The organism is Variovorax sp. RA8 (assembly GCF_901827175.1).
Classification (GTDB): Bacteria; Pseudomonadota; Gammaproteobacteria; order Burkholderiales; family Burkholderiaceae_C; genus Variovorax.
Window position 1 is genome coordinate 4027013 of the sequence record NZ_LR594662.1, and the last position, 19199, is coordinate 4046211.

A 19199-nucleotide genomic window follows, 5' to 3' on the forward strand; every position below is an offset into this window, starting at 1 on the left:
CCACCTGGTTGCTCACTGGTGATGATTGGAATGCATGACGCTCGTTGATACCCTCGGTGCTGAGCGCAAGAAGGCCATGACAGCCTCAGTCGCCGCTTCGCGGACTTCGAGCGTGGGCGAGAATGCCGGCACTATGGCACCCAGCACCTCGCTCCCCGTTTCCGCGCCGACACGGGCATCGACCACGATGTCGCATTGCGCATGCATTTCTGCCGGATCGACGAACACCTGGTTGCCATCCGGGTTTGTCGACTTGCCCTGCGGGGAAGTGCACAAGACAGTGACGCCCCAATTGCAGAGGCGCCCCGCGAATTCAAGCGACGTGCGGGGACTGGCAAGAATGCCAACCCGCTTTCCTTTCAGCATCGTCGCGGTGACGCGGCGCGGACGCGGTAGCTTCTCGCGCAGTAAACGTTCGGTCTCGCGCAGGTCGTAAAGACGCTCGAGCACAGCGAGGATGCTTGCTTCCGCCAGTCCGGAATGGAAGTGTGGCGGAGTGATGTCGACGACGTGTGCATGCGCGCGGAGCGGTGCCGTGATCGACACGACCTTGCGAGCATCCGGAGGAATGTCCCATCGCTCGCCATGCTCTGTGCCGCAGGTCACGAGAAGATCGCATTCACCATCAGGCGCGTCAAGCAACACGCCGCGAAAGCCTGCCACCTCGTGCAGAAGGCGTTCGACATCGAGCCACCTCCGGGCGCACTTCGTCACCTTGCAGGTAACCGGAGAGGTGACCGCATACGCCTGCGACAACGGTTTCATTTACCCATGTGCCAACTGCAAGGCACCCGACGCCACGATCAAATCCACGTCTCGTTCCGCTTTTCCCAGCCAGGATGCCAGCACTTGGTGGGCGCCTTCGCCGAGCCTCGGCGGATATCGCGGAACCAGCGGCGACTCACCTTGCAGCTTGATCGGGTTTCCGACGACTTCGACGGAGCGCCCGTCGAGGTCCTCGAGTTGCATGACCATGCCGCGGCCTGCTTCGCGCGCATCCGCCAATGCTTCAGGGACCTTCTTGATGAGCGCCACCGGGACGCCCTGACTCTGTAGCGGCTCGATCCAGTCCGCGGCTGGCTTGGTGCGAAATGCGGCTTCAAGGATCGGCCATAGCTCGTTGCGATGAGCCAGGCGGCTGTGCGCATTGCAAAAGCGGGCATCGTCGGCCAGTTCCGCGCACCCAAGCGCGGAGCACATCCCCCGCCACATGCGCTCAGTATTGGCGGTCACGACCAATTCGCGTCCGTCCTCGCCGACGAATGACCGGTAGGTGGGAATCGAGTCATGCTTGGCGCCTTGCGGTTGTGGCGTGATCCCGGCCACCAAGGCATACGTGCTCTGGTAGGAAAGCATCGCTAACTGGCAGTCCAGCATGGAAATGTCGATCGCGCGTCCTTTCCCGGTCCGCTCGCGGTCAGCCAGCGCTGCATTGATCGCGATGGAGGCGTACATGCCCGCCACGATGTCTCCGGCAGGAATGCCGAGTCTCACCGACGGACGGCCGGCCTCCCCCGTCAAGCTCATAACGCCCGATAGTGCCTGAACGATCATGTCGTACGCTGGGTGATCCTTCCACGGGCCGGTCTGCCCGAATCCGCTTATCGAAGCCCAGATCAAGCGAGGGTGGTGCGCTCTCAGCCCCCGGCTATCCAGGCCCATGCGCGCGGCGACACCTGGGCGGTAATTCTCAACCACCACGTCGCAGACCGCGATCATCTCTTTCAGCAGCGCGACACCGTGTGGCGACTTCAAGTCCAATGCAATGCTGCGTTTGCTCCTGTTGATCCCCAGAAAATACGCGCTGTCCCCTTCTACGAAATAAGGTGGAATCGTGCGGCTGGAATCCCCCCCATTGGGTGGCTCGATCTTGACCACTTCGGCGCCCATGTCCGCCAAGACCTGGGTGGCAAACGGACCGGACAGGAAAGTTGTCAGGTCCAAGACCCTGTAGCCGGCCAATGGGGCACCCGGCGTGCCGATAGGGAAAGTCATGGTCTGCCTGTTGCTATGTCAGTGGCTGGCTAGCGCGTCAGGATCGTCACGGCGCACGCGCCATGTTCGAAACCGGAGATGCCGCCTCCCGTGGCGTGGCACAAGCCGATGCGTGCACCTTCGACCTGATGCGCGCCGTTGCGTCCTTGGAGCTGGCGCGAGATTTCGACGATTTGGGCAACCCCGGTTGCCGCGATGGGGTGCCCACGCGCCATCAGGCCGCCCGAAGGGTTGATGACATGCTTGCCGCCCAACTCCGTCTGGCCACTGCGAAGCAAAGCGACCGCCTCGCCGGTCCGGGCGAAGCCGAAGGCCTCGTAGTACATGAGTTCGGCGATTGAGAAGGAGTCGTGGATTTCCGCGACGTCTATGTCTTCGGGTCCGATGCCGGCCGCTTCGTAGGCTTCCGCGGCCGATTTGGTGGACACGTGCGACTTCACCATCGAGATGGGTCCAGGGTCAAAGTGCCCGGAGTGCAGCACGGTCGAGGCGACCTTGATCGGCATCGTGCAGCTCGAACGCTTGACCCAATCCTCAGACGCGATGACCACAGCAGCCGCGCCGTCACCCGTCGGACAGCAGTGCGCCAGCCGCAGCGGGTCGGCCACAATGCGCGAACTTTCCGCTTCTTCGAGCGTGATCGGCGTCGTGAGTTGCGCCAAGGGATTGCGGGCACCATTGGCGCGAGCCTTTACGGCGACGCGCGACAGGTCAGTCCGGCTGATGCCGTGCTCATGGATGTATCGCTGCGCGCGCATCGCATAGACACCGGGCATCGTGAGCCCGTGCGCGGCGTCCCAATCGTCCGGCGACAGGGGCAGCGGGCCGCGCCCGAGCTTGCTGAGCATGTCCACGCCCACCACGAGCGCGACGTCGGCCATTCCCGCTTGGATGCGCGCGATCGCTTCACCGAGGGCTGTGGACCCGCTTGAGCACGCGTTTTCGATGTTGATGATGGGCAGGCCCGTCAGCCCGATCTTGCCGAGGATTTGCTGGCCGGTGAGCATTCCGCCGAGCACGCAAGCGGAGTACGCAACATCGATGTCGTCCTTGCGAAATCCCGACTCGAGGATTGCGGCGCGGGCGGCCGGCCAGGCGAACTCGCGGTGACTCAGTTCGGGGAAGCGACCGAAGGGGACCATGCCGGTCCCGACGACATATGTATTGCGCGTGCTCATTGGCCACCCTCCGCGACGAAGAGGTAGTCGATCTCGGCCGCTGTCGCCTCCGCCGTCGGCGCTTTGCCGGGGACGACGGAGACGACCATGTCGCACCTGGGCGGCGCTTCCGGCGTGAAGCCGGTCAAGTGACCGAACACGCGGACCTTCTCGGGGAAGTCCACGTAGCCACCGTATGTCTCCGCCTTGCCGTGCCGAATGGTCGTAAAACTGTACAAGGTGCCGGCTGCGGAGAGGCGCAGCGGCTCGACGTCCAGCGCCATGCAACCCGGACACACCGTCGTAGGCGGGAACGTGTTGAATCCGCACGAGCGGCACCGCGTACCAAGCAGCCGGACCGCGTCCTCGCGGATTTGCTCCAAGTACGGCAAGACAGTTAGTTGGGTGCGTGGGACGCCATCGGATCGGGCTGACATAGTCGCTGCGCCTATTTTCGTTTAACGGAATTAATATCCACTCAACGAGTATAATGGCGCATTGGAAAGTGGACATGAGCACAATCCCACCCGGCCTGTCCCACGTGACGGGATGGACCCGGCGCGTCTCGGCGCCCGCTCTCCTGAACATGGCCGCCCACATGGAACATTCTTCGAGCGCCGTTCTGCGCGGTGTGCACGTCCTGCTTTGCTTGGCTGAAGCGGGCCGCCCGCTCTCGGTAAAGCAGGTGGCGAACGCGCTGCAGCTGCCGACCAGCACGGCGCATCGCATCCTGGTGCTATTGACGAGCGCGCAGTACGTGACCCAAGATGCGGACGACAGTCGCTATCGAATAGGGCCGGGTTTTCTGCGGCCTGCCAGCACCCTGTTGTTGCTTGGCCCCTTTTACGAAGCTATCGAGCGCGTTCAGCGCGAGCTTGTCGAGCGCAGCGGTGAGTCTGCTTTCTATGGCGCGTACTTATCCGAGACCCGACGTCTGCGTTTCATCGCGTCACTGCAATCGCATCACGCAATCCACTACGTAACTCGTACAGACCTCGACTATTCGCTGCTGCGGGGCGCTTCAGGTTGGGCGGTGGCTTCTGTCCTCCCCGAAACGACCGTGCGGGCCGTTTACCTGCGCGAATGCACCGAAGATCAAGATCAAACGCGCCTGCCGGACTGGGCCAACTTGCTCCGTTCCCTGGCGTCAGTTCGCCGACAAGGCTATGCGGTGAGCGAAAGCCAGCGCGCCGAGGGCGCGCACGCGATCGCCGCCCCAGTCTTCGCCGCCAAATCGAATGTCGTCATCGGCTGCGTCGGCGTGTCGATGCCCGCTGCCCGCTGGCGACCTGAACTTACCGCGAAGCATATCGATTTGGTGCGACTCGCGGCCGCCGACCTGTCAGTTGCGGCGGTGTCCTCATTCTCCGGCACCGATGTGGCGATCTGGAAATGAACTCGTTCCCCGAGAGCGCGAAGAGCTGCTCCGCACGGTTCACTTCACCGCGGATTCGGGCTTGCCGGAGAAGAACGAGGCGCACCCAGTGCAGACGACAACTGCTGGGCAGATTTCTTGGCTGCGGCAGCCAATGGCTCAAGTCTGGTCATGTCGAAGCGCGGCTCGGGAATGACAAACCCCAGCGCACCGTAGATCGAGTTGTTCTGGTCGAATACGGGAGCCATCACACTTACCGCCTCGGGAACGCGTTGTCCCCTCGTAAACCCATAACCCAGTTCGCGAATCGTGCTGAGGGCTAGCTTCAATTCCTCGCGCTTGGGTGGTTCTCTGGAAGGAGACCACTTGGACTCGGCGGCCAGGGCTTCATCCATCTTTTCCTCGGGCAAATGAGCGAGCACCGTTCGACCGCTCGCGCCCCAGACCAGCGAAAGTGGCTTGTGCATATGCCAGCGAAAGCCCAAAGGGTGCGAAGACTCGACGCTTGCGTCGAACATGATCGCGAGTTGCGCCGGCAGGAATTGGGCGAAATGGCAAGTCTCGTCGATTTCCGCCACGGTCTCGACAAGGATCGCGTGGATCACCTTCGAGAGCGACGTATTCGCCTTTACGAGGGAGCCGATGCGGTACAACTCGGTGCCGATGCGATAGCCCCGACGCCCTCCTTCCTGGGCGATCAAGCCTTCGCGGGCCATCAGGTCGAGCAGGCGATAAACGGTGGGAACGGGCAACCCTGCCGAAGTCGCAATGTCCTTCAGAGAAAAAACGTCTCGTTGTTCCGCTGCGAGCCTAAGCAGCAACGCGATGCGCGCAACCGTCCCCGTGTCGCTCGTGGACTGGGCCGCGCCTCCCGACTCCGTTGATGTGCTTCGTCGCATGCGGGAATTATGCCCGGCAGGTGCTGGCGTTCCGCGCCAAAACGCAGTCGTCACTCGTCGTAGCCCGGAGAAACGCGGTCCAACAGCCGGATACATGCGGCCCAGTCCTTGCTGCCTGACTTCGCGGGGTCGATGCCCTCGTATTGGACAGCCGCATACTCGCAGACCTCGGGCTCGATCGTCGTGACGGGCCTACCTCCCGCCAATGCGGCGACCTGTGCGCGACATGCCATCTCGAGGAAGTGATGGTCCACGAACGTCTGAGGAACGCTGTGCCCGCACACGAGCGCGCCGTGGTTGCGCAGGATTGCGTACCTGCAATGGCCCAGGTCCCGCAGGAGCGGTTCGCGTTGCTCCAGGTTGAATTCGAAGCCGCCGAATCTGTGATACGCGACCCGTTTGTAGAACGCCATCGCGTGCTGGCTCAGCATCATCAGCCCTTCCTCCTGCGCGGACACCGCCGTATTCGCGGTCGTGTGCGTGTGGAAGATCACGTTCACATCCGGCCGCGCCGACAGGATACCCGCGTGTATCACGAAGGCGCCGCCGCGGCTAGGCGCACTGTCCTGGAATGGCTGCCCGTCGAAGTCGAACTTCTGCAGCGTCGAGGCCGTGACCTCGTCGAACATGAATGTCGTTGGCTTGACCAGATACTGGTTCGGCGCGTCTGGCACGCGCGCGGACAGGTGGTTGTACGTGAGGTCGTTGACCCCGAAATGCGCGAGCAGCCGGTAGGCGGCCGCGAGTTGCACTCGGACGTTCCACTCGGCCTCGGAGACACGCTGGCGTGTCGTTTTAAGACTTGCGTTCATGATTTTCTTTCGACAGGTGGATGGTCGATCAGCGTCCGATGCCGCGCACGGCGGCTGCGTCGGACTGGATCGTGGCCATGGACGCGCCTTCCGCGTTACTCTTCGCCGCGTGACAGCGGCGGGTTGGCATAGCCTGTGGCGACGTGTGCGTCGATGAAGTAGGGTCGTCCTGCCGCGACAATTGCCAGTGCCCGACGCAGCTCTTCTTCAAGCGCTTGCGAACTCGCGACCGGTTCGCCGGCTTCGACACCCTGGGCACGCGCGAGTGCGCACAGGTCCACTGCGGGGTCGTCGATGCGCTGTCCGATCCACCGGTTCTTCGGCTCGCGTCCACGCGCCTTCGCTACGGCTTCCTGGTGGATCTCGTCGTTGAAGTTCGAACGGTTGTTCGATACCAGGAAGAGCGCAGGAATACGATAGTGGGCCGCGGTCCACAAGGCCGTCGCGCCTTGGATGAAATCGCCGTCGCCCAGCACGCCGATAACGATGCGCCCGCTATCGCGCAAGGCCAGCGCCGCACCCACGGTGAGCCCCGGTCCAGCCGCCAGGCCGCCGCCGCCGTCATGCCCGAGGAAATCGAGCGGGTCCTGAAAGTGATACACGTCGCCGGCCCAGCCGATGGTGACATGGGCCAGCGTGATCTTCTGGCTGCCACGCACCTTGGCGAGCGCCACTTCGACGTCGCGCGGCTGCAACTCCTTCTGCGCACCTACGCTGTATTCGGCGGGCTTGTGCTGGTTGAAGCTGCTGCCGTTCCAACGTTGACCAGGGCGGATTTTCTCCTGGAGGTATGCGAGCAACTGCGACACGAACGTGTCCCCATCGGCCAGGATCGGCACGTCGACCGGTGGCACGCTGAAGTGGTCCATGCTCCAGCCGTTCTGCATGTAGTTCTCGAGCGATACATGAACGACCTGCGACTTGCACGCCGCGGTGTCGCGCGAAATCTGCTGAAGCGTCCCGTTCAGCTCTGGCCACTCGAGGCTCACGAGCACGTCGGCGCTTGCCACCACGGACTTCACATGCGGCGACATCCACTGGATCGGCGCAGATGCATTGAGCGGATGGTCAGTCGGGAAGATCGCGCGTTCGCGGACGGATGTGAGTACGCGCGCGCCGAGCAGTTCGGCCAACTGCACGCGCTTGCCCCAGGCATCCTGCGTGCGATTGCCTCGACCGAACAACAGCACGGGCTGGCGGCTTTCGAGCAACAGCGCGGCAACGCGCTCGACTTGCGCCTGGCTTGCAGCGGGCGGAGGCGGCGCCGCAAATCGCGAGAGCTCGGGGATACGCACGGGCATCGCGAGCTTCTCTTCCTGAAGGCCTGCATCCAGGCACATGTACGTGGGGCCGTGCGGCAGCGTCATGCTCGTCTGCCCGGCGCGGATCATCCCTTCCACGATGGAATCCGCCGAGCGGGGCTCATCGTCCCATTTCGTGAAGTGCCGCAGCAGCGCGCCCTGGTCCTTCGTCGTGTGGATCCAGTCGATCCAGGGCCGACGTTTCTCCACTGCGACGGGCCCCGTGGCACCGAGCACCAGCATGGGCACGCGGTCGCACCAAGCATTGAAAATGCCCATGAGCCCGTGCATCAGTCCGACGTTACTGTGCAGGGCACAGGCCATCATCTTGTCCGTCGCCTTAGCGTAACCATGCGCGATCGAGACTGCGTGATCTTCATTGAGGCACAACAGCATCTGCGGATTGCGGTTGCCCAAATAGTTCACGAGGCTGTCATGCAGCCCCCGGTAACTTGCTCCCGGGTTCAGGGCGATGTACTCGATGCCCAGCCTCTTGAGCATTTCAGCGGCCACATCGCTCGCAAACGCGAGTGGCGGCCGACTCCCTTCCGGGACTTCGATTGCTTCGTGGTTCACGGATAGCGCACCCACTCAAAGGCCGATCGTGAACGGATCACGCGGCTTGCCGCTCGTCTCGATCCACACCGTCTTCGTTTCCTGGTACTCGGAGAGTCCCTCCGGGCCGTTCTCGCGGCCGATGCCGCTCTGCCCATAGCCGCCGAAAGGAGCATAAGGGGCCAGCGTGCGGTACGAATTGATCCACACCGAACCCGCGCGGATGCGGCCGGAAACGCGGTGCGCTCTTTGCACGTTCTGCGTCCAGACGCCCGCCGCGAGTCCGTAGCGCGTATCGTTCGCCAGCTTCACTGCTTCTTCCTCGGTCTCGAACTCGACGACCGCCAGCACGGGGCCGAATACTTCGTCCTGGAAAATTCTCATGGCAGGCGTGACGTTGTCGAGGATTGTCGGTTCGATGAAATACCCGCCGATCTCCGCGGCCCGCGCACCGCAGACCACGCGTGCGCCCTCTTCACGAGCCGTCGTCACCATCGACAGTACCTTGTCGAACTGAGGCTTGGTGGCGGCCGGGCCCATTTCGGTGTCCGCCAGCATAGGGTCGCCAAGCTTGATTGTCTTGACTCGATCGAGGATCCGGTCGATCAACGCCTGTTTGACACCCTTTTGCACAATCAAACGCGAGCCCGCCATGCAAGACTGGCCGGTGGCCGCGAAGATGCCGGAAATGATGCCGTTCGCGGTGAGGGCCAGGTCACAGTCATCGAACACGACCTGAGGCGACTTGCCTCCCAGCTCGAGGCCGACCCGGGTGAGATTCTTCGCGGCGGCCTGCGCAATCATCTTGCCGACGCCGTCCGACCCGGTGAACGCGACCTTGTCGATGCGGGGATCAGAGGACAGCAGCTTGCCGACTTCAGGCCCGCCGGAGAGCACGTTGAACACGCCTCTGGGAAAGCCAGCCTCCTCGACGAGCTCGGCGAAGGCCAAGCTCGATACCGGCGTGTGCTCCGATGGCTTGACGACAAAGGTGCACCCGGCTGCGAGGGCCGGGGCAAGTTTCCAGTTCATGAGAAAGGCAGGCGAATTCCACGGCGTGATCGCCGCCACCACACCCATGGGTTCCTTCCGCGTCATCGCAATGAAGTTGGGCTTGTCGCTCGGCAGGACGCGGCCCTGCTCGGAAATGGCAAGGCCCGCGTAGTAGTGAAACCATTCGGGCATGTAGCGCCATTGGGCCAGCATCTCGCGGTAGAGCTTTCCATTGTCGGTCGACTCGATGCGGGCGAGATCCTCGGCATTCCTCGCAATGAGGTCGGCCAACCGCCGCATGAGACGCGCCCTGTATTGCGCGGTCGTCTCGCGCCACTCGCCTTCGTCGAACGCACGGCGTGCCGCTAGCACTGCGGCCTCGACATCCGCCTGCGTCGCATTGGGAACCCTTGCCCACACGTTGCCCGTGTACGGGTTGGAGCTATCCAGAGTGCCGCGGTCCGACGCGTCGACCCACTGACCATCGATGAACATCTTCATCGCCCGAATTTCGCCAGATTTTCCAAGATTCATGATTTGCTCCTTCGCGACGCGCATTCCCGGCCGCTCGATTGCTTGAGTACTTGTGGATGAGAGAATCAGGCCGGCTCGATGCCGATGCGCTTGAAGAGCGCTTTTGCCTGCGCACGCTCGCGGGCCATCCGCTCACTGGCCTCCTTGCCTGTGAGGACAAGAGACACGTTGTGCCTCTCCTCCACCGAGGTGATGTAGTCCTTCGAGGTGAGCACAGCCCGAAGGTCCGCGCCTACCTTCTCCTTCAAGCTGTCGGGCATCGTCCCTGGGGCCATGAAGCAGTACCAGGCAACCGCTTCCATCGTCGGGTACCCAAGTTCGGCCGTCGCAGGCACGTTCGGCATGAATGGAAAACGCGTCTTCGACACCGCCGCAAGCGGCTTGATGCGCCCACCTTGTAGCAGCGCCAACGCACTGGACGGCGTACAGGCCATGAGCGCGACGCGGCCCGCTGCCACGTCCTGCAATGCCGGCAAGGTGCCGCTGTATGCGATCTGGTTCAGCTTTAGACCCAGCTGCTCCTGCCAACGCTCCCAGATCTGATGGTGTGGGCCGCCGATCCCGTTCGTCGCGTAGTCCACCGAACCCGGATTGGACTTCGCACGTGTGAAGAGCTGCTGAATGGAAGGCGAGTCAGGTGGGCCGACGATGACGTAGGGAGAGGCGCCGACGGAACCCAGGGGCACGATGTCCGTCACCGGGTCGTAAGACAACTTGGCCTTCAGCAAGGGCGCGGAGATCAGTGCGCCATCATCGGCAATCAGAAACGAGTGCCCATCACCCGGCGATTTGGAGAGCATCTCGATGCCTATGGCACCCGAGGCTCCCGCCCGGTTCTCCACGATGACCGACTGCTTCCACATGGCCCCCAGCTCCTTGGCGATCTGCCTGGCCATCAGGTCGGGCACGCCACCAGGCGTGTAGGGCACGATGATTCGCACGCTCTTGGTGGGTTGGAATTGCTGCGCCAAGGCCGACCTCATTAGCAAGGGACTGGCGATCGCGATTGCGAGAGCGCCAGCGGCGCTCCGACGGGTAAGTGGCATGGTGCTGCTCCTGGATGGGTAAGTCATGAATCAAGTGAGACCAAGACGTTTCCGTTCTCGATCCTTATCGGGAACACCCGGATGGATTTGATGCACGGCAGCGCGACGGGCGCCCCGGTGCGGATGTCAAAGCTGCCATGATGCAGCGGGCATTCGATTTCGTAGCCGTCCAGTTCACCGTCGGACAGCGATGTGCTGCCGTGCGAGCAGCGGTCGTCGGTGGCGAAGTATTCGCCTTCGACGCGGTACACGGCGATTTCTTCGCCGCGGACCGAACACCAGCGCGCCTGGCCATCCTGCAAATCGGACGCGGCGCATGCGATCTCGAACATGTTTAGAACCCTCTCATTGAAAGCGGTCAAAGTGCAGCCGCTCCGGCGGCAATGCATGCCCCGTCACCAGCATCTCTTCCAGCGCGGACATCAGCACCGGCGCACCTGCTGCGTAGAAGCGGTATCGAGGAAACTCGGCTCCGAGCCGGAGCTTCAGGAGTTCTGGCAGGAGACAACGTTCGCCGGTCCAGTGCGAGTCTTCGGCCGGGTGAGGCGACGAAATGGCCGCATGTACGCGAAGACGGGTGCCAAACCCAGCAAGCGCCTCGATTTCGCGAATGCATGCCATGTCCTCCGGACGGCGGCCACCGTAGAAGAACTCCACCGAGCGGCCGGCCGCATCTGCGGCGCGTGCGATCGATAGCATCGGGGCGAGCCCCGATCCCCCAGCGACGCAGACAAGATCTTCCCTCTCAGCTTCCCTGAAGAACGCCATGCCATAGGGCCCGTCGAGCTCGAATGGGGCACCGAGTTCCGAATCCACGATTGCTTCGCTGGACTTCCCGCCCGGTACGCGTCGCACGATGAACTCCCAGTCGCCTGAATCGTTCGGCAGGTTGGACATGGAATAGCAGCGGGCGGGAACGCCCGGTGCGCGCACGATTGCGTATTGCCCGGGAAGAAACTCCGCCGGCCCGTCCGAATGGAAGACAAGCATGCACATGTCGTGCGTCACCCAGCGCTTGGCACTCAGGATCGCGTTGAACTTCTGCGGCCTCTGCCCGGCAAGCACTTTCTCGTCTGGCATCACACGGATCACGGCGTCCGAGGTCGCACACGTCTGGCAACCGAGGTACCGACCCTTGCGGCGGTCTCGGTCCGTCCATGCGGGCGCCTCCAGCCAGGCGACCTCCACGGTGCCGCTCAGCAGCTCGAACCGACAGCAACCGCAGCTTCCCGAGTTGCATTCGTACGGAAAGGCAACCCCGGCACGCAGGGCGGCCCGCATCACGCGGTCCCCCAATGACTGCCTGAAGCTCGGCCCGCCATCGATTTCGACGCAAACGGATTTCATCAGAAGCAATAGACGTCGACGACGGCAGGGAAGAAGTCATTCTTCACGACGATCTTCTTCCTGCTGATCTTCCAGGCGCCTTCGTTGCGCAGGGAATATTCGCTGGTGCCGAAGAAAGTGAATTGCTCCTTATGCCTCGGATCGAACACCTGCGTGACCCAAGTTGCGCGCAGCTGCAGCTTCGACTCCGTGGCGACGCCGATTGACGTCACGGAGCCAAGGATGTGTGCGGTGCGACGCATCGGCGACGAGGCGGGCGATTTGCCGGAGCGAATCCGCACTATTCGGTCTTCGAGGCCGGCCCGTGACGCGTAGTAGATGTGAGACAGCTGCGACTGCGGATCGTTCGTCAGCTCGTCCTCGGTGCGCCAAGTCGGCGCCCAGAACTCACAGTCCGTGGTGAACAGCGCGAGCCAGTCGTCCCAGCGATGATCATCCAGGAACATGCCTTCGTTCTGCAGCACTTGGATAGCTGCTTCGTTGAGAGTCGTCACACCTGTTCCTCCTTCGATTGGCCGCTGCCCAAAGCCGGTCGCATCAACTTGACCCACTGGCGGTAGGTCGGGTGGAAGCACGTCTCGTTTTGGATGGCCCAGGGGCCCTCCACGCTGTACTTGGGATTGGCTCCTAGCGCCTTCGCGGATTCGCTCGGGCCGACGATCGTCGCGCCCATGCCGCGCTGATAGCCCTGCATCCAGCCGCCCCGGCCTGAGGCGAAGCCGACCTGGCAGTCCTCGTACACAGTGGTGTCGTCGGGCGTAGCGAAGCCGCTGACGTTGAAGAAATCTTCGAACTGCCGCAGGCGGAACGCACGCACTTCCGGCTCTTCGCCGATGGGCGCCATGCAAAACACGCGCATCTCCGTCCTGTTGTGCGCGAGCGGGCGAAATGTGCGCAGCAGAAGCGATGTCGCATCAGCGATCTGCATGTTGGGGAACACGGTGATGTTGCGCAGTTTCAGCATCCACTGCGCCGGAGTCTCGCCAAGACGGCCGCGCACTTCCTCCAGGCGCGAGTACACGGGCCGCCGCTCCGGCTGCGGCTGGTTCAACCAGACCATCGTGTGGCCGTTCTCGAAGCCGAACATCCCGCCGGTCTGCGTCAGCCGCTTCGACCAGTCGAACATCTTCGCTTCGACATTGCCCGCGTTCTCGTTCTCCCGGCGCTGGACGACTTCCATGAAGCTCGGATGTGTGGACGTGAGGTGGTAGAAGTCCGTCCCGTTGTCCATCTGGAGCTTCCAGTTCGCATTGAACGTGTACGTGATTCGGCCGGGTACGAATTCCATTCCCTGCGGGCTCTGTTCCATCGCGAAGTCCAGGAACGTTCGCAACTCCCCCAGGTACTCCGACAGGGGACCCACGTCGGGCGACAGGCATCCGAAGATCAGCCCCTTGTAGGATTCCATCCGCGCGACCGGGATCAGGTTGTGGTCTTCGCTCTCGAAGCGCGGGGGATAGCAGCCTCCCTGGGCGTCCTTGATATCGATCGACTTGCCGTTGGTTCCGTAGGCCCAGCCGTGGTAGTTGCAAACGACGAACTTCGTGTTGCCGCTCTCCTTGCGGCACAACACCGCACCCTTGTGCCTGCAGATGTTCAGAAAGGCGCCAATGCGGCCCTTTCCGTCCCGCATGACCAGGATTGGGCTCGTTCCGATATAGGTCGTGATGTAGTCGTTGGGCTTGGGGAGCTGGCTCTCGAGCGCGAGAAAACACCATGTCTTCCCGAAGATCTCCTTCTGCTCCAGCTCGAAGATCGCGGGGTCCGCAAAGATGTCCGAGTGGACCTGGAACACGCCGTCTTCTGGACGGTCGTCGACGTATGCCTCGACGGGCTTCAATGGATTCATGTTGGTCTCTGTGAAATTGATCAGCCGTTCTTGTGCTGGTCGGCGCGGATGTCGGACATCGCCCCACTCAGCAGGCTTGCCGCGAGTTCGGCGTTGGTCTGATGGTCCGGCGCACCCGCAGCCCGCAGGTAGCGCTTGACAGTCTTGAGGGCAACCGGGTGCCTCGCGACGAGATGCCTGACGACGGCGTCGACGCGGGCGCCAAGGTTCTCCGCGTCCACAACCTCGCCGGCCAGGCCCGCCGCAACGGCACCGCGGCCGTCGATCGTTGCTGCACCGAGCACCAGGCTTGCCGCTGTCTTGAGATGCATGCTCGGCAAGACGGCAGAGAGCGCCAAGGTAGGCGGAAGATCCTTGTGCATCTCCGGAAGCGAGAACTTCGCGGTCGACGCCACCACCGCGAGGTCGCACGCTGCGATCAAGGCGCACCCCAAGCCGTGCGCGTCGCCTTGCACTTGCGCGACGGACACGACGTCCGCACTGTGCAGTGCTCGATAGAGATCGAGAATCGGGTCCACCAGTCCTCGGCGCGTGGATTCAGGGTGTTGTCCACGGGGGGCTCCAGGTTCGACCGCGCGGCCGGCGCAGAAAGTCTCACCTTCGGCGCAGAGCCTCAGAACTTTCACGTTGGGTGCTGCCCGCGCGAGGTCGACGATCCATTGGCTCGCTGCCACGATGTCATCGAGCCGGAGCGCATTCCCGGTCTCCGGGCGGCACAAGGTCATGCGCGCCTCGCCTGAGGAGATTTCGAAGCGGATTCCGCTGGTCATGATTGCCCTCCTGCGCGCCTTCCGGCGTACGCTTGCGCGTCGCGCAGCTGGCTCCACACCTGCTCGGGAACGAGCGGCGAATGCGTGAACGAGACGCCATATTCCTGGAGCGCGTTCTCCATCGCGCTGATGATCGCAGCCGCTGCCGGGATCGTCCCGCCCTCGCCGGCGCCTTTGACACCCAGTGGGTTCAGCGGCGAGGGAGATTCCAGGTGAATCGCCTGCACGCGCGGCACGTCCGTCGCCATCGGAAGCAGGTACTCGCCGAAGTTGGTTGTGATCGGCTGGCCCTGCTCGTCGTATTGCATCCATTCCAAAGTGGCGTTGCCGATACCGTGGGCGACTGCGCCCTGGATCTGGCCGTCCACGATCATGGGATTGATCAGGTTTCCGCAGTCGTGCGCCATGACGTAGTTGAGGATCCGGATCTGACCGATGTCGACATCCACTTCCAATTCGACAACGGCCGTACCGTTGCAGAATGTGCTTTGGGTAGGCGAGAAATACTGCGTGTCCTCCAGGCCCGCCTTCATGCCTTCAGGCAGCGAGAAGCCGGGCATGCCCTGCGAAAAGCGCGCAAGCTCCGCCAGGCCCATGCTCTTCGCCGGCTCGCCGATGTGCGTGACGCGCGAGTTGCTCAGCTCGAGCAGCTCGGGGTCGCACGACATCAGGAAGGCGGCGAGCTTCAAGATTCGGACTCGAACGTTCTGCGAAGCCAGATAGACGGAATTGCCTGCCGTCACGGTGATGCGGCTCGCGAACGTCCCGATGCCCATCGAGACCGCGCTCGTGTCCGCCGTCACCACATCGATCAGGTCGAGAGGCACACCGAGCTGGTCTGCACAAATCTGTGCAAAGGTCGTCTTGTGGCCCTGGCCCTGCGGCGATGCGCCGGTGAGCACGGAGATTCGGCCGTTCTGCTGGATCCGAACGGTCGCCCCTTCGAATGGCCCGAGGCCAGTGCCTTCGACATAGTTGGCCAATCCGATGCCGATGAATCGGCCCTCGGCGCGTGCCTTTCTCTGGCGCACAGTGAAGCCTGCGTAGTCCGCGCGCTCCAGAGCGGCAGCCTGCGTTTGCGGATAGTCCCCGCTGTCGTACCGCATGGGTTTCCCGTCGCGGTAGATGAAGCCCACCTCGTAGGGCATCTGCTTGGGCTGGATGAAATTGCGCTTCCTGAGTTCAGCCCGATCGATGCCGAGACGATGCGCCCCGCGGTCGAGAATGCGCTCCATGGCAAAGACCGCCTGGGGCCGGCCTGCCCCGCGCACCGGGCTCGTTGGTCCCTTGTTGGTGAACACCACCTGGAGGTCCACCGACATCGCCGGAATGACGTAGGGGCCCGGCGTCGTCGTCACCGAGATCCAAGGCATGATGATTCCCCATGGCAACCACGCGCCGTTGTCGTGCACCATCTCGAGCCGCACCCCGCGGATGCACCCATCGTTCTCGAACGCGACTTCGATGGTCCACCACTGGTCCCGCTCCTGCGTCGCAGTCAGGAAGTGCTCCCGTCGGTCTTCGATCCACTTCACCGGACGCCCGAGAGCACAGGCCGCGACGCACACCATTGCCTCTTCGGGATAGAACATCGCCTTGGGCCCGAAGCCGCCGCCTACGTCAAGCATGATCACGCGCAGCTTTTCGGGGTCCCACGCCAGAAGCTCGATCAGGCTTTTCTTTTCGAGGTGCGGAGCCTGTCCGGACGACCATACCGTGAGTTCACCCGTTGAAGGATGGAGCTCGGCGAGGTAGCCGCGCGTCTCCATCGGGTGCGCGGAGCCGCGGTTCTGCCAGAAGGTCTCCTTCACGCGAACGCACTGTCCCTCGAATGCGGCTGCCACGTCGCCGAAACCCATCGTTACGTGGGCCGCCAGGTTGTCTGGCGCACCCAGGTGCGCCGTCGGTGAACCCGGCTTCAGGGATTCGAGGGCGTTCGATGCCACCGGCAGCTCCTCGTACTCGACGACGATGCGATCACAGGCGTCCTCGGCAAGGTAGCGGTTTTGCGCCACGACGAAAGCCACGGGATCGCCAACCGCGCACACTTCCCCACAAGCTAGTACACGCTGCGCTCGTAGCTGCCGGATCGCGGGATTCGGCACGAGGATGGGCATTGGCTCCCTGGCGGCTGGCGGGAGGTCGGCCTCGGTCCAGACCATGAACACTCCTTCCATCGCACTTGCCTGGCTCGTGTCAATGGCGACGATGCGTGCATGCGCGTGCGGGCTCCTCAGCACTGCCATGTGCAGAACGCCGGGAATCTTCAGGTCGTCGACGAACGAGCCCTTGCCCTGGAGGAGCTTGCTGTCCTCGGTGCGTCGCACCGGGCGCCCGATGTAGGCGTGTTCGGTATTCTCTCTCGCGGCGTGGTTCACTTCGTCTCCTCGCGTGAGACGGCCATGCCAATTTCCCTGTAGCGTTTTGCGGCCAGGAGCGCTGCGTCCACGATCGATTGGTAACCGGTGCAACGACACAGGTTTCCAGTCAATGCGTCCCTGATCTCCGCTTCCGTCGGGTCGGGGTTGTCGCGGATCAACTCAGTGAGCGTGGCCAGCATCCCCGGCGTGCAGAAGCCGCACTGCAGTGCATGGCATTCGTGGAAAGCCTGCTGCAGGATGGACAGGGTGCCGTCAGGGTTGGCGAGGCCCTCGACGGTGGTGATGGCGTGACCGTCCGCCTGCACCGCAAGAGTCAGGCAGGCTCGGGTCGTGCGACCGTCGAACAGGATGGTGCATGCGCCGCACACACCGTGCTCACAGCCGTAGTGCGTTCCGGTGAGGCCCACATCATGGCGAAGCAGGTCGCCCAGCGTGCGCCGCCCCTCCGTGTTGAGTTCGCGAGGCTTGCCGTTGATCTGGCAATGGATCGTGTGCATGCTCATGATGCAGACTCGCCATGCGACATGCGGCTGAAAGCCGTGCGCAGTGCTCTTGCGGCGAGCACGCCCGCAAGATGCTGGCGATAGTCGGACGACACATGCGCGTCCGCCATGGCTTCGACGGCACTCGCGACGGATGCAGCTTGCTCGACCAGCGCCTCGTCGGCGGCTTGACCCACCGCCGCCGTTTCGAGGTCGTGCAGTCGCACGGGCCCCGCCGCCACGCCACAAAGCGCCACGGCCACCCGGGAAACTCTTCGCCGGGCGTCGCAAGTCGCGAGTGCCGCGACGCCGACAATCGCGTAGTCGCCTTGGCGCCGCGCGAATTCAGTGAATGACCAGCCGTGGCCTCGAGGCCACAGGTCGCAATCGATGCGCGTGAGCACTTCGTCGCCTTCGAGGTTTGGGGTCATGTAGCCGAGGGGCCATTCGTCGATAGAAGCCGTGCGCGTGCCCTTCGGTCCCTGCACCTGCAGATTCGCTCCCTGCGCCGCGAGGAAACAGGGTTGCTCAGATGCCGGGTCCAGGTGGCACAAGCTTCCGCCTAGCGTTCCGCGGTTTCGGATTTGCGGATGGCTGACGAACGAGTACGCCTCGGGGATGAGGGGCGCTGAAGCACGTGCCAGCGGCGACCGCTGGATGTCTCGCTGCCGCGCCATCGCGCCGATCTGCAACGACGCCCCAGTCACGTGGATGCCCTGAAGTTCAACGACCGTGTTCAGGTCGATGACGTGCTCTGGTTGTGCGAAGCGGAAATTCATCATGGGTAGGAGCGTTTGCCCTCCGGCCAAGAGCTTCGCGTTCTCGAGCGTGGAGGCGAGATGAATCGCCTCCTCGACGGTACGAGGGGCGTGATATTGGAAATCGCACGGCTTCACGGCGCGGACCCATCGTTCGCGGCTCGAGAGGCACGCCCGAACAGCCTTCCAATCCACGCTTTCAGTGGAGCGACCATCGCCCGGAAGAACAGGGACCCCGCGTTCAAGGATTGATGCGGCGCCACGGCTGGAGCGTGGGATACAACCTCGCCAGTTGCGGGCTCGGCATGCGTAGGCAACGCTTGCTGCAAGTTGGTCGCGAACTGGTTCATCAGCTGGCGCGAGAGCGCCTCAATCATTCCGGCGCCGCGGCCGAATTGCGCAACGCTGCCCGACAGATCGACGATCGACACTACGGTTGCAACGGTGCGCCCGGCGTCGCTGGACAGGTGAACGTCGACCGTTGCACTCGCCCCGCCGCGTCCTTTCTTGTCGGAGCCCTGCGCCTTCACAAGGACGTGTTTCGTTTCGACGTCGTCCTCTGCGATCTGGAATCGGCCCTCGAAGGTGAACGCCATCGGGCCGAGCTTCACGACGAAATGCGCTTTCCACGAGCCGTCTTCGTTCTGCCCCAGCAGTTGGGTTCCCGGGAAACATGGCGCCGCCCGTTCCACGTCAGTGAGCAGGGTCCAAGCCGCATTGATGGGGGCATCGAGCGAAAAGGAAGAGCGGATCGTCAATGACATATCGGTCTCGTCAGCGTGCGGTTCAGTTGGCGCCCACGAGGCGGCCTGCTTGATGCGACTCCGTAGTCGGCGTCTTGTGGTTCATTAATTCTCATTGAATGGAAGTATTTATCGTTGAATGAACTTTATGCGCAACGTGGTCAGGTGGGCACCCGTGCAAACCCTTGCTCACGAGCTGTGC

At 63.0% G+C, this 19199-nt stretch carries 19 protein-coding genes and 1 pseudogene; 1 reads left to right on the plus strand and 19 read right to left on the minus strand.

Going from position 1 to position 19199, the window contains the following annotated elements; all coding sequences use genetic code 11:
- Window positions 1–12: 12 nt before the first annotated feature.
- The 5 genes and pseudogenes from E5P3_RS18865 to E5P3_RS36470 form a co-directional block, all read right to left on the minus strand.
- The gene (locus tag E5P3_RS18865; protein WP_162587367.1) at window positions 13–765 is read right to left on the minus strand and encodes a hypothetical protein; all 753 of its coding nucleotides are present in this window, start codon (window positions 763–765) and stop codon (window positions 13–15) included.
- A complete protein-coding gene (locus E5P3_RS18870) occupies window positions 766–1995 on the minus strand; it encodes a CaiB/BaiF CoA transferase family protein (RefSeq protein WP_162587368.1) in 1230 nt (409 codons plus the stop codon).
- Between the two features lie 29 nt (window positions 1996–2024).
- Complete coding sequence (locus tag E5P3_RS18875; RefSeq protein ID WP_162587369.1) at window positions 2025–3173, minus strand: thiolase family protein; 1149 nt, start codon at window positions 3171–3173, stop codon at window positions 2025–2027.
- Entirely contained in the window at window positions 3170–3436 is a 267-nt protein-coding gene (locus E5P3_RS18880; protein ID WP_232073202.1) for an OB-fold domain-containing protein, read from the minus strand. Before E5P3_RS18880 ends, E5P3_RS18875 begins: the two co-directional genes overlap by 4 nt.
- A gap of 6 nt (window positions 3437–3442) precedes the next feature.
- Window positions 3443–3589, minus strand: a pseudogene (locus E5P3_RS36470) (zinc ribbon domain-containing protein); the annotation flags it as partial.
- A gap of 74 nt (window positions 3590–3663) precedes the next feature.
- Here E5P3_RS36470 and E5P3_RS18885 point away from each other — a divergent pair.
- Complete coding sequence (locus E5P3_RS18885) at window positions 3664–4548, plus strand: IclR family transcriptional regulator (protein ID WP_162587371.1); 885 nt, start codon at window positions 3664–3666, stop codon at window positions 4546–4548.
- A 44-nt stretch (window positions 4549–4592) separates the two neighbouring features.
- Here the strand turns inward: E5P3_RS18885 and E5P3_RS18890 are convergent, their stop codons facing one another.
- The 14 genes from E5P3_RS18890 to E5P3_RS18955 all read right to left on the minus strand — a co-directional run bounded on the left by E5P3_RS18890 (window position 4593) and on the right by E5P3_RS18955 (window position 19018).
- Window positions 4593–5426: an IclR family transcriptional regulator gene (locus tag E5P3_RS18890; RefSeq protein ID WP_162587372.1), complete on the minus strand. Its 834-nt coding sequence runs from the start codon at window positions 5424–5426 to the stop codon at window positions 4593–4595.
- A 50-nt stretch (window positions 5427–5476) separates the two neighbouring features.
- Window positions 5477–6238, minus strand: a complete 762-nt coding sequence (locus E5P3_RS18895; RefSeq protein WP_162587373.1) for a class II aldolase/adducin family protein — start codon at window positions 6236–6238, stop codon at window positions 5477–5479.
- A gap of 95 nt (window positions 6239–6333) precedes the next feature.
- Window positions 6334–8115 (minus strand): thiamine pyrophosphate-binding protein, encoded by a 1782-nt coding sequence (locus tag E5P3_RS18900; RefSeq protein ID WP_162587374.1) that lies wholly within the window; start codon window positions 8113–8115, stop codon window positions 6334–6336.
- A 15-nt stretch (window positions 8116–8130) separates the two neighbouring features.
- Entirely contained in the window at window positions 8131–9621 is a 1491-nt protein-coding gene (locus E5P3_RS18905; protein ID WP_162587375.1) for an aldehyde dehydrogenase, read from the minus strand.
- Window positions 9622–9686: 65 nt separating this feature from the next.
- Window positions 9687–10592 carry a Bug family tripartite tricarboxylate transporter substrate binding protein gene (locus E5P3_RS18910; RefSeq protein WP_162587376.1) on the minus strand — a complete coding sequence of 302 codons (906 nt, stop codon included), beginning with the start codon at window positions 10590–10592 and terminating at the stop codon, window positions 9687–9689.
- A 98-nt stretch (window positions 10593–10690) separates the two neighbouring features.
- Window positions 10691–10999: a non-heme iron oxygenase ferredoxin subunit gene (locus E5P3_RS18915; protein ID WP_162587377.1), complete on the minus strand. Its 309-nt coding sequence runs from the start codon at window positions 10997–10999 to the stop codon at window positions 10691–10693.
- A 13-nt stretch (window positions 11000–11012) separates the two neighbouring features.
- A complete protein-coding gene (locus E5P3_RS18920; RefSeq protein ID WP_162587378.1) occupies window positions 11013–12014 on the minus strand; it encodes a 2Fe-2S iron-sulfur cluster binding domain-containing protein in 1002 nt (333 codons plus the stop codon).
- Entirely contained in the window at window positions 12014–12508 is a 495-nt protein-coding gene (locus E5P3_RS18925; RefSeq protein ID WP_197893973.1) for an aromatic-ring-hydroxylating dioxygenase subunit beta, read from the minus strand. Before E5P3_RS18925 ends, E5P3_RS18920 begins: the two co-directional genes overlap by 1 nt.
- A complete protein-coding gene (locus tag E5P3_RS18930) occupies window positions 12505–13863 on the minus strand; it encodes an aromatic ring-hydroxylating oxygenase subunit alpha (protein ID WP_162587379.1) in 1359 nt (452 codons plus the stop codon). The genes E5P3_RS18925 and E5P3_RS18930 overlap by 4 nt, the downstream gene beginning before the upstream one ends.
- Window positions 13864–13883: 20 nt before the next feature.
- Window positions 13884–14633, minus strand: a complete 750-nt coding sequence (locus E5P3_RS18935; protein ID WP_162587380.1) for an enoyl-CoA hydratase/isomerase family protein — start codon at window positions 14631–14633, stop codon at window positions 13884–13886.
- Window positions 14630–17011: a xanthine dehydrogenase family protein molybdopterin-binding subunit gene (locus tag E5P3_RS18940; RefSeq protein WP_162587381.1), complete on the minus strand. Its 2382-nt coding sequence runs from the start codon at window positions 17009–17011 to the stop codon at window positions 14630–14632. Before E5P3_RS18940 ends, E5P3_RS18935 begins: the two co-directional genes overlap by 4 nt.
- On the minus strand, window positions 17008–17517 hold the full coding sequence (locus E5P3_RS18945; protein ID WP_162587382.1) for a (2Fe-2S)-binding protein: 510 nt from the start codon (window positions 17515–17517) through the stop codon (window positions 17008–17010). Before E5P3_RS18945 ends, E5P3_RS18940 begins: the two co-directional genes overlap by 4 nt.
- Window positions 17514–18392 carry an FAD binding domain-containing protein gene (locus tag E5P3_RS18950; protein ID WP_162587383.1) on the minus strand — a complete coding sequence of 293 codons (879 nt, stop codon included), beginning with the start codon at window positions 18390–18392 and terminating at the stop codon, window positions 17514–17516. The genes E5P3_RS18945 and E5P3_RS18950 overlap by 4 nt, the downstream gene beginning before the upstream one ends.
- Window positions 18389–19018, minus strand: a complete 630-nt coding sequence (locus E5P3_RS18955; RefSeq protein WP_162587384.1) for an SRPBCC family protein — start codon at window positions 19016–19018, stop codon at window positions 18389–18391. The genes E5P3_RS18950 and E5P3_RS18955 overlap by 4 nt, the downstream gene beginning before the upstream one ends.
- Window positions 19019–19199 lie beyond the last annotated feature (181 nt).

Bases quoted from the DNA above. Each gene is read 5' to 3' on its own strand.
- E5P3_RS18865 (WP_162587367.1), bottom strand. From the start codon at position 765: ATGAAACCGTTGTCGCAGGCGTATGCGGTCACCTCTCCGGTTACCTGC.
- E5P3_RS18870 (WP_162587368.1), bottom strand. From the start codon at position 1,995: ATGACTTTCCCTATCGGCACGCCGGGTGCCCCATTGGCCGGCTACAGG.
- E5P3_RS18875 (WP_162587369.1), bottom strand. From the start codon at position 3,173: ATGAGCACGCGCAATACATATGTCGTCGGGACCGGCATGGTCCCCTTC.
- E5P3_RS18880 (WP_232073202.1), bottom strand. From the start codon at position 3,436: ATGGCGCTGGACGTCGAGCCGCTGCGCCTCTCCGCAGCCGGCACCTTG.
- E5P3_RS18885 (WP_162587371.1), top strand. From the start codon at position 3,664: ATGAGCACAATCCCACCCGGCCTGTCCCACGTGACGGGATGGACCCGG.
- E5P3_RS18890 (WP_162587372.1), bottom strand. From the start codon at position 5,426: ATGCGACGAAGCACATCAACGGAGTCGGGAGGCGCGGCCCAGTCCACG.
- E5P3_RS18895 (WP_162587373.1), bottom strand. From the start codon at position 6,238: ATGAACGCAAGTCTTAAAACGACACGCCAGCGTGTCTCCGAGGCCGAG.
- E5P3_RS18905 (WP_162587375.1), bottom strand. From the start codon at position 9,621: ATGAATCTTGGAAAATCTGGCGAAATTCGGGCGATGAAGATGTTCATC.
- E5P3_RS18915 (WP_162587377.1), bottom strand. From the start codon at position 10,999: ATGTTCGAGATCGCATGCGCCGCGTCCGATTTGCAGGATGGCCAGGCG.
- E5P3_RS18920 (WP_162587378.1), bottom strand. From the start codon at position 12,014: ATGAAATCCGTTTGCGTCGAAATCGATGGCGGGCCGAGCTTCAGGCAG.
- E5P3_RS18930 (WP_162587379.1), bottom strand. From the start codon at position 13,863: ATGAATCCATTGAAGCCCGTCGAGGCATACGTCGACGACCGTCCAGAA.
- E5P3_RS18935 (WP_162587380.1), bottom strand. From the start codon at position 14,633: ATGACCAGCGGAATCCGCTTCGAAATCTCCTCAGGCGAGGCGCGCATG.
- E5P3_RS18945 (WP_162587382.1), bottom strand. From the start codon at position 17,517: ATGAGCATGCACACGATCCATTGCCAGATCAACGGCAAGCCTCGCGAA.
- E5P3_RS18955 (WP_162587384.1), bottom strand. From the start codon at position 19,018: ATGTCATTGACGATCCGCTCTTCCTTTTCGCTCGATGCCCCCATCAAT.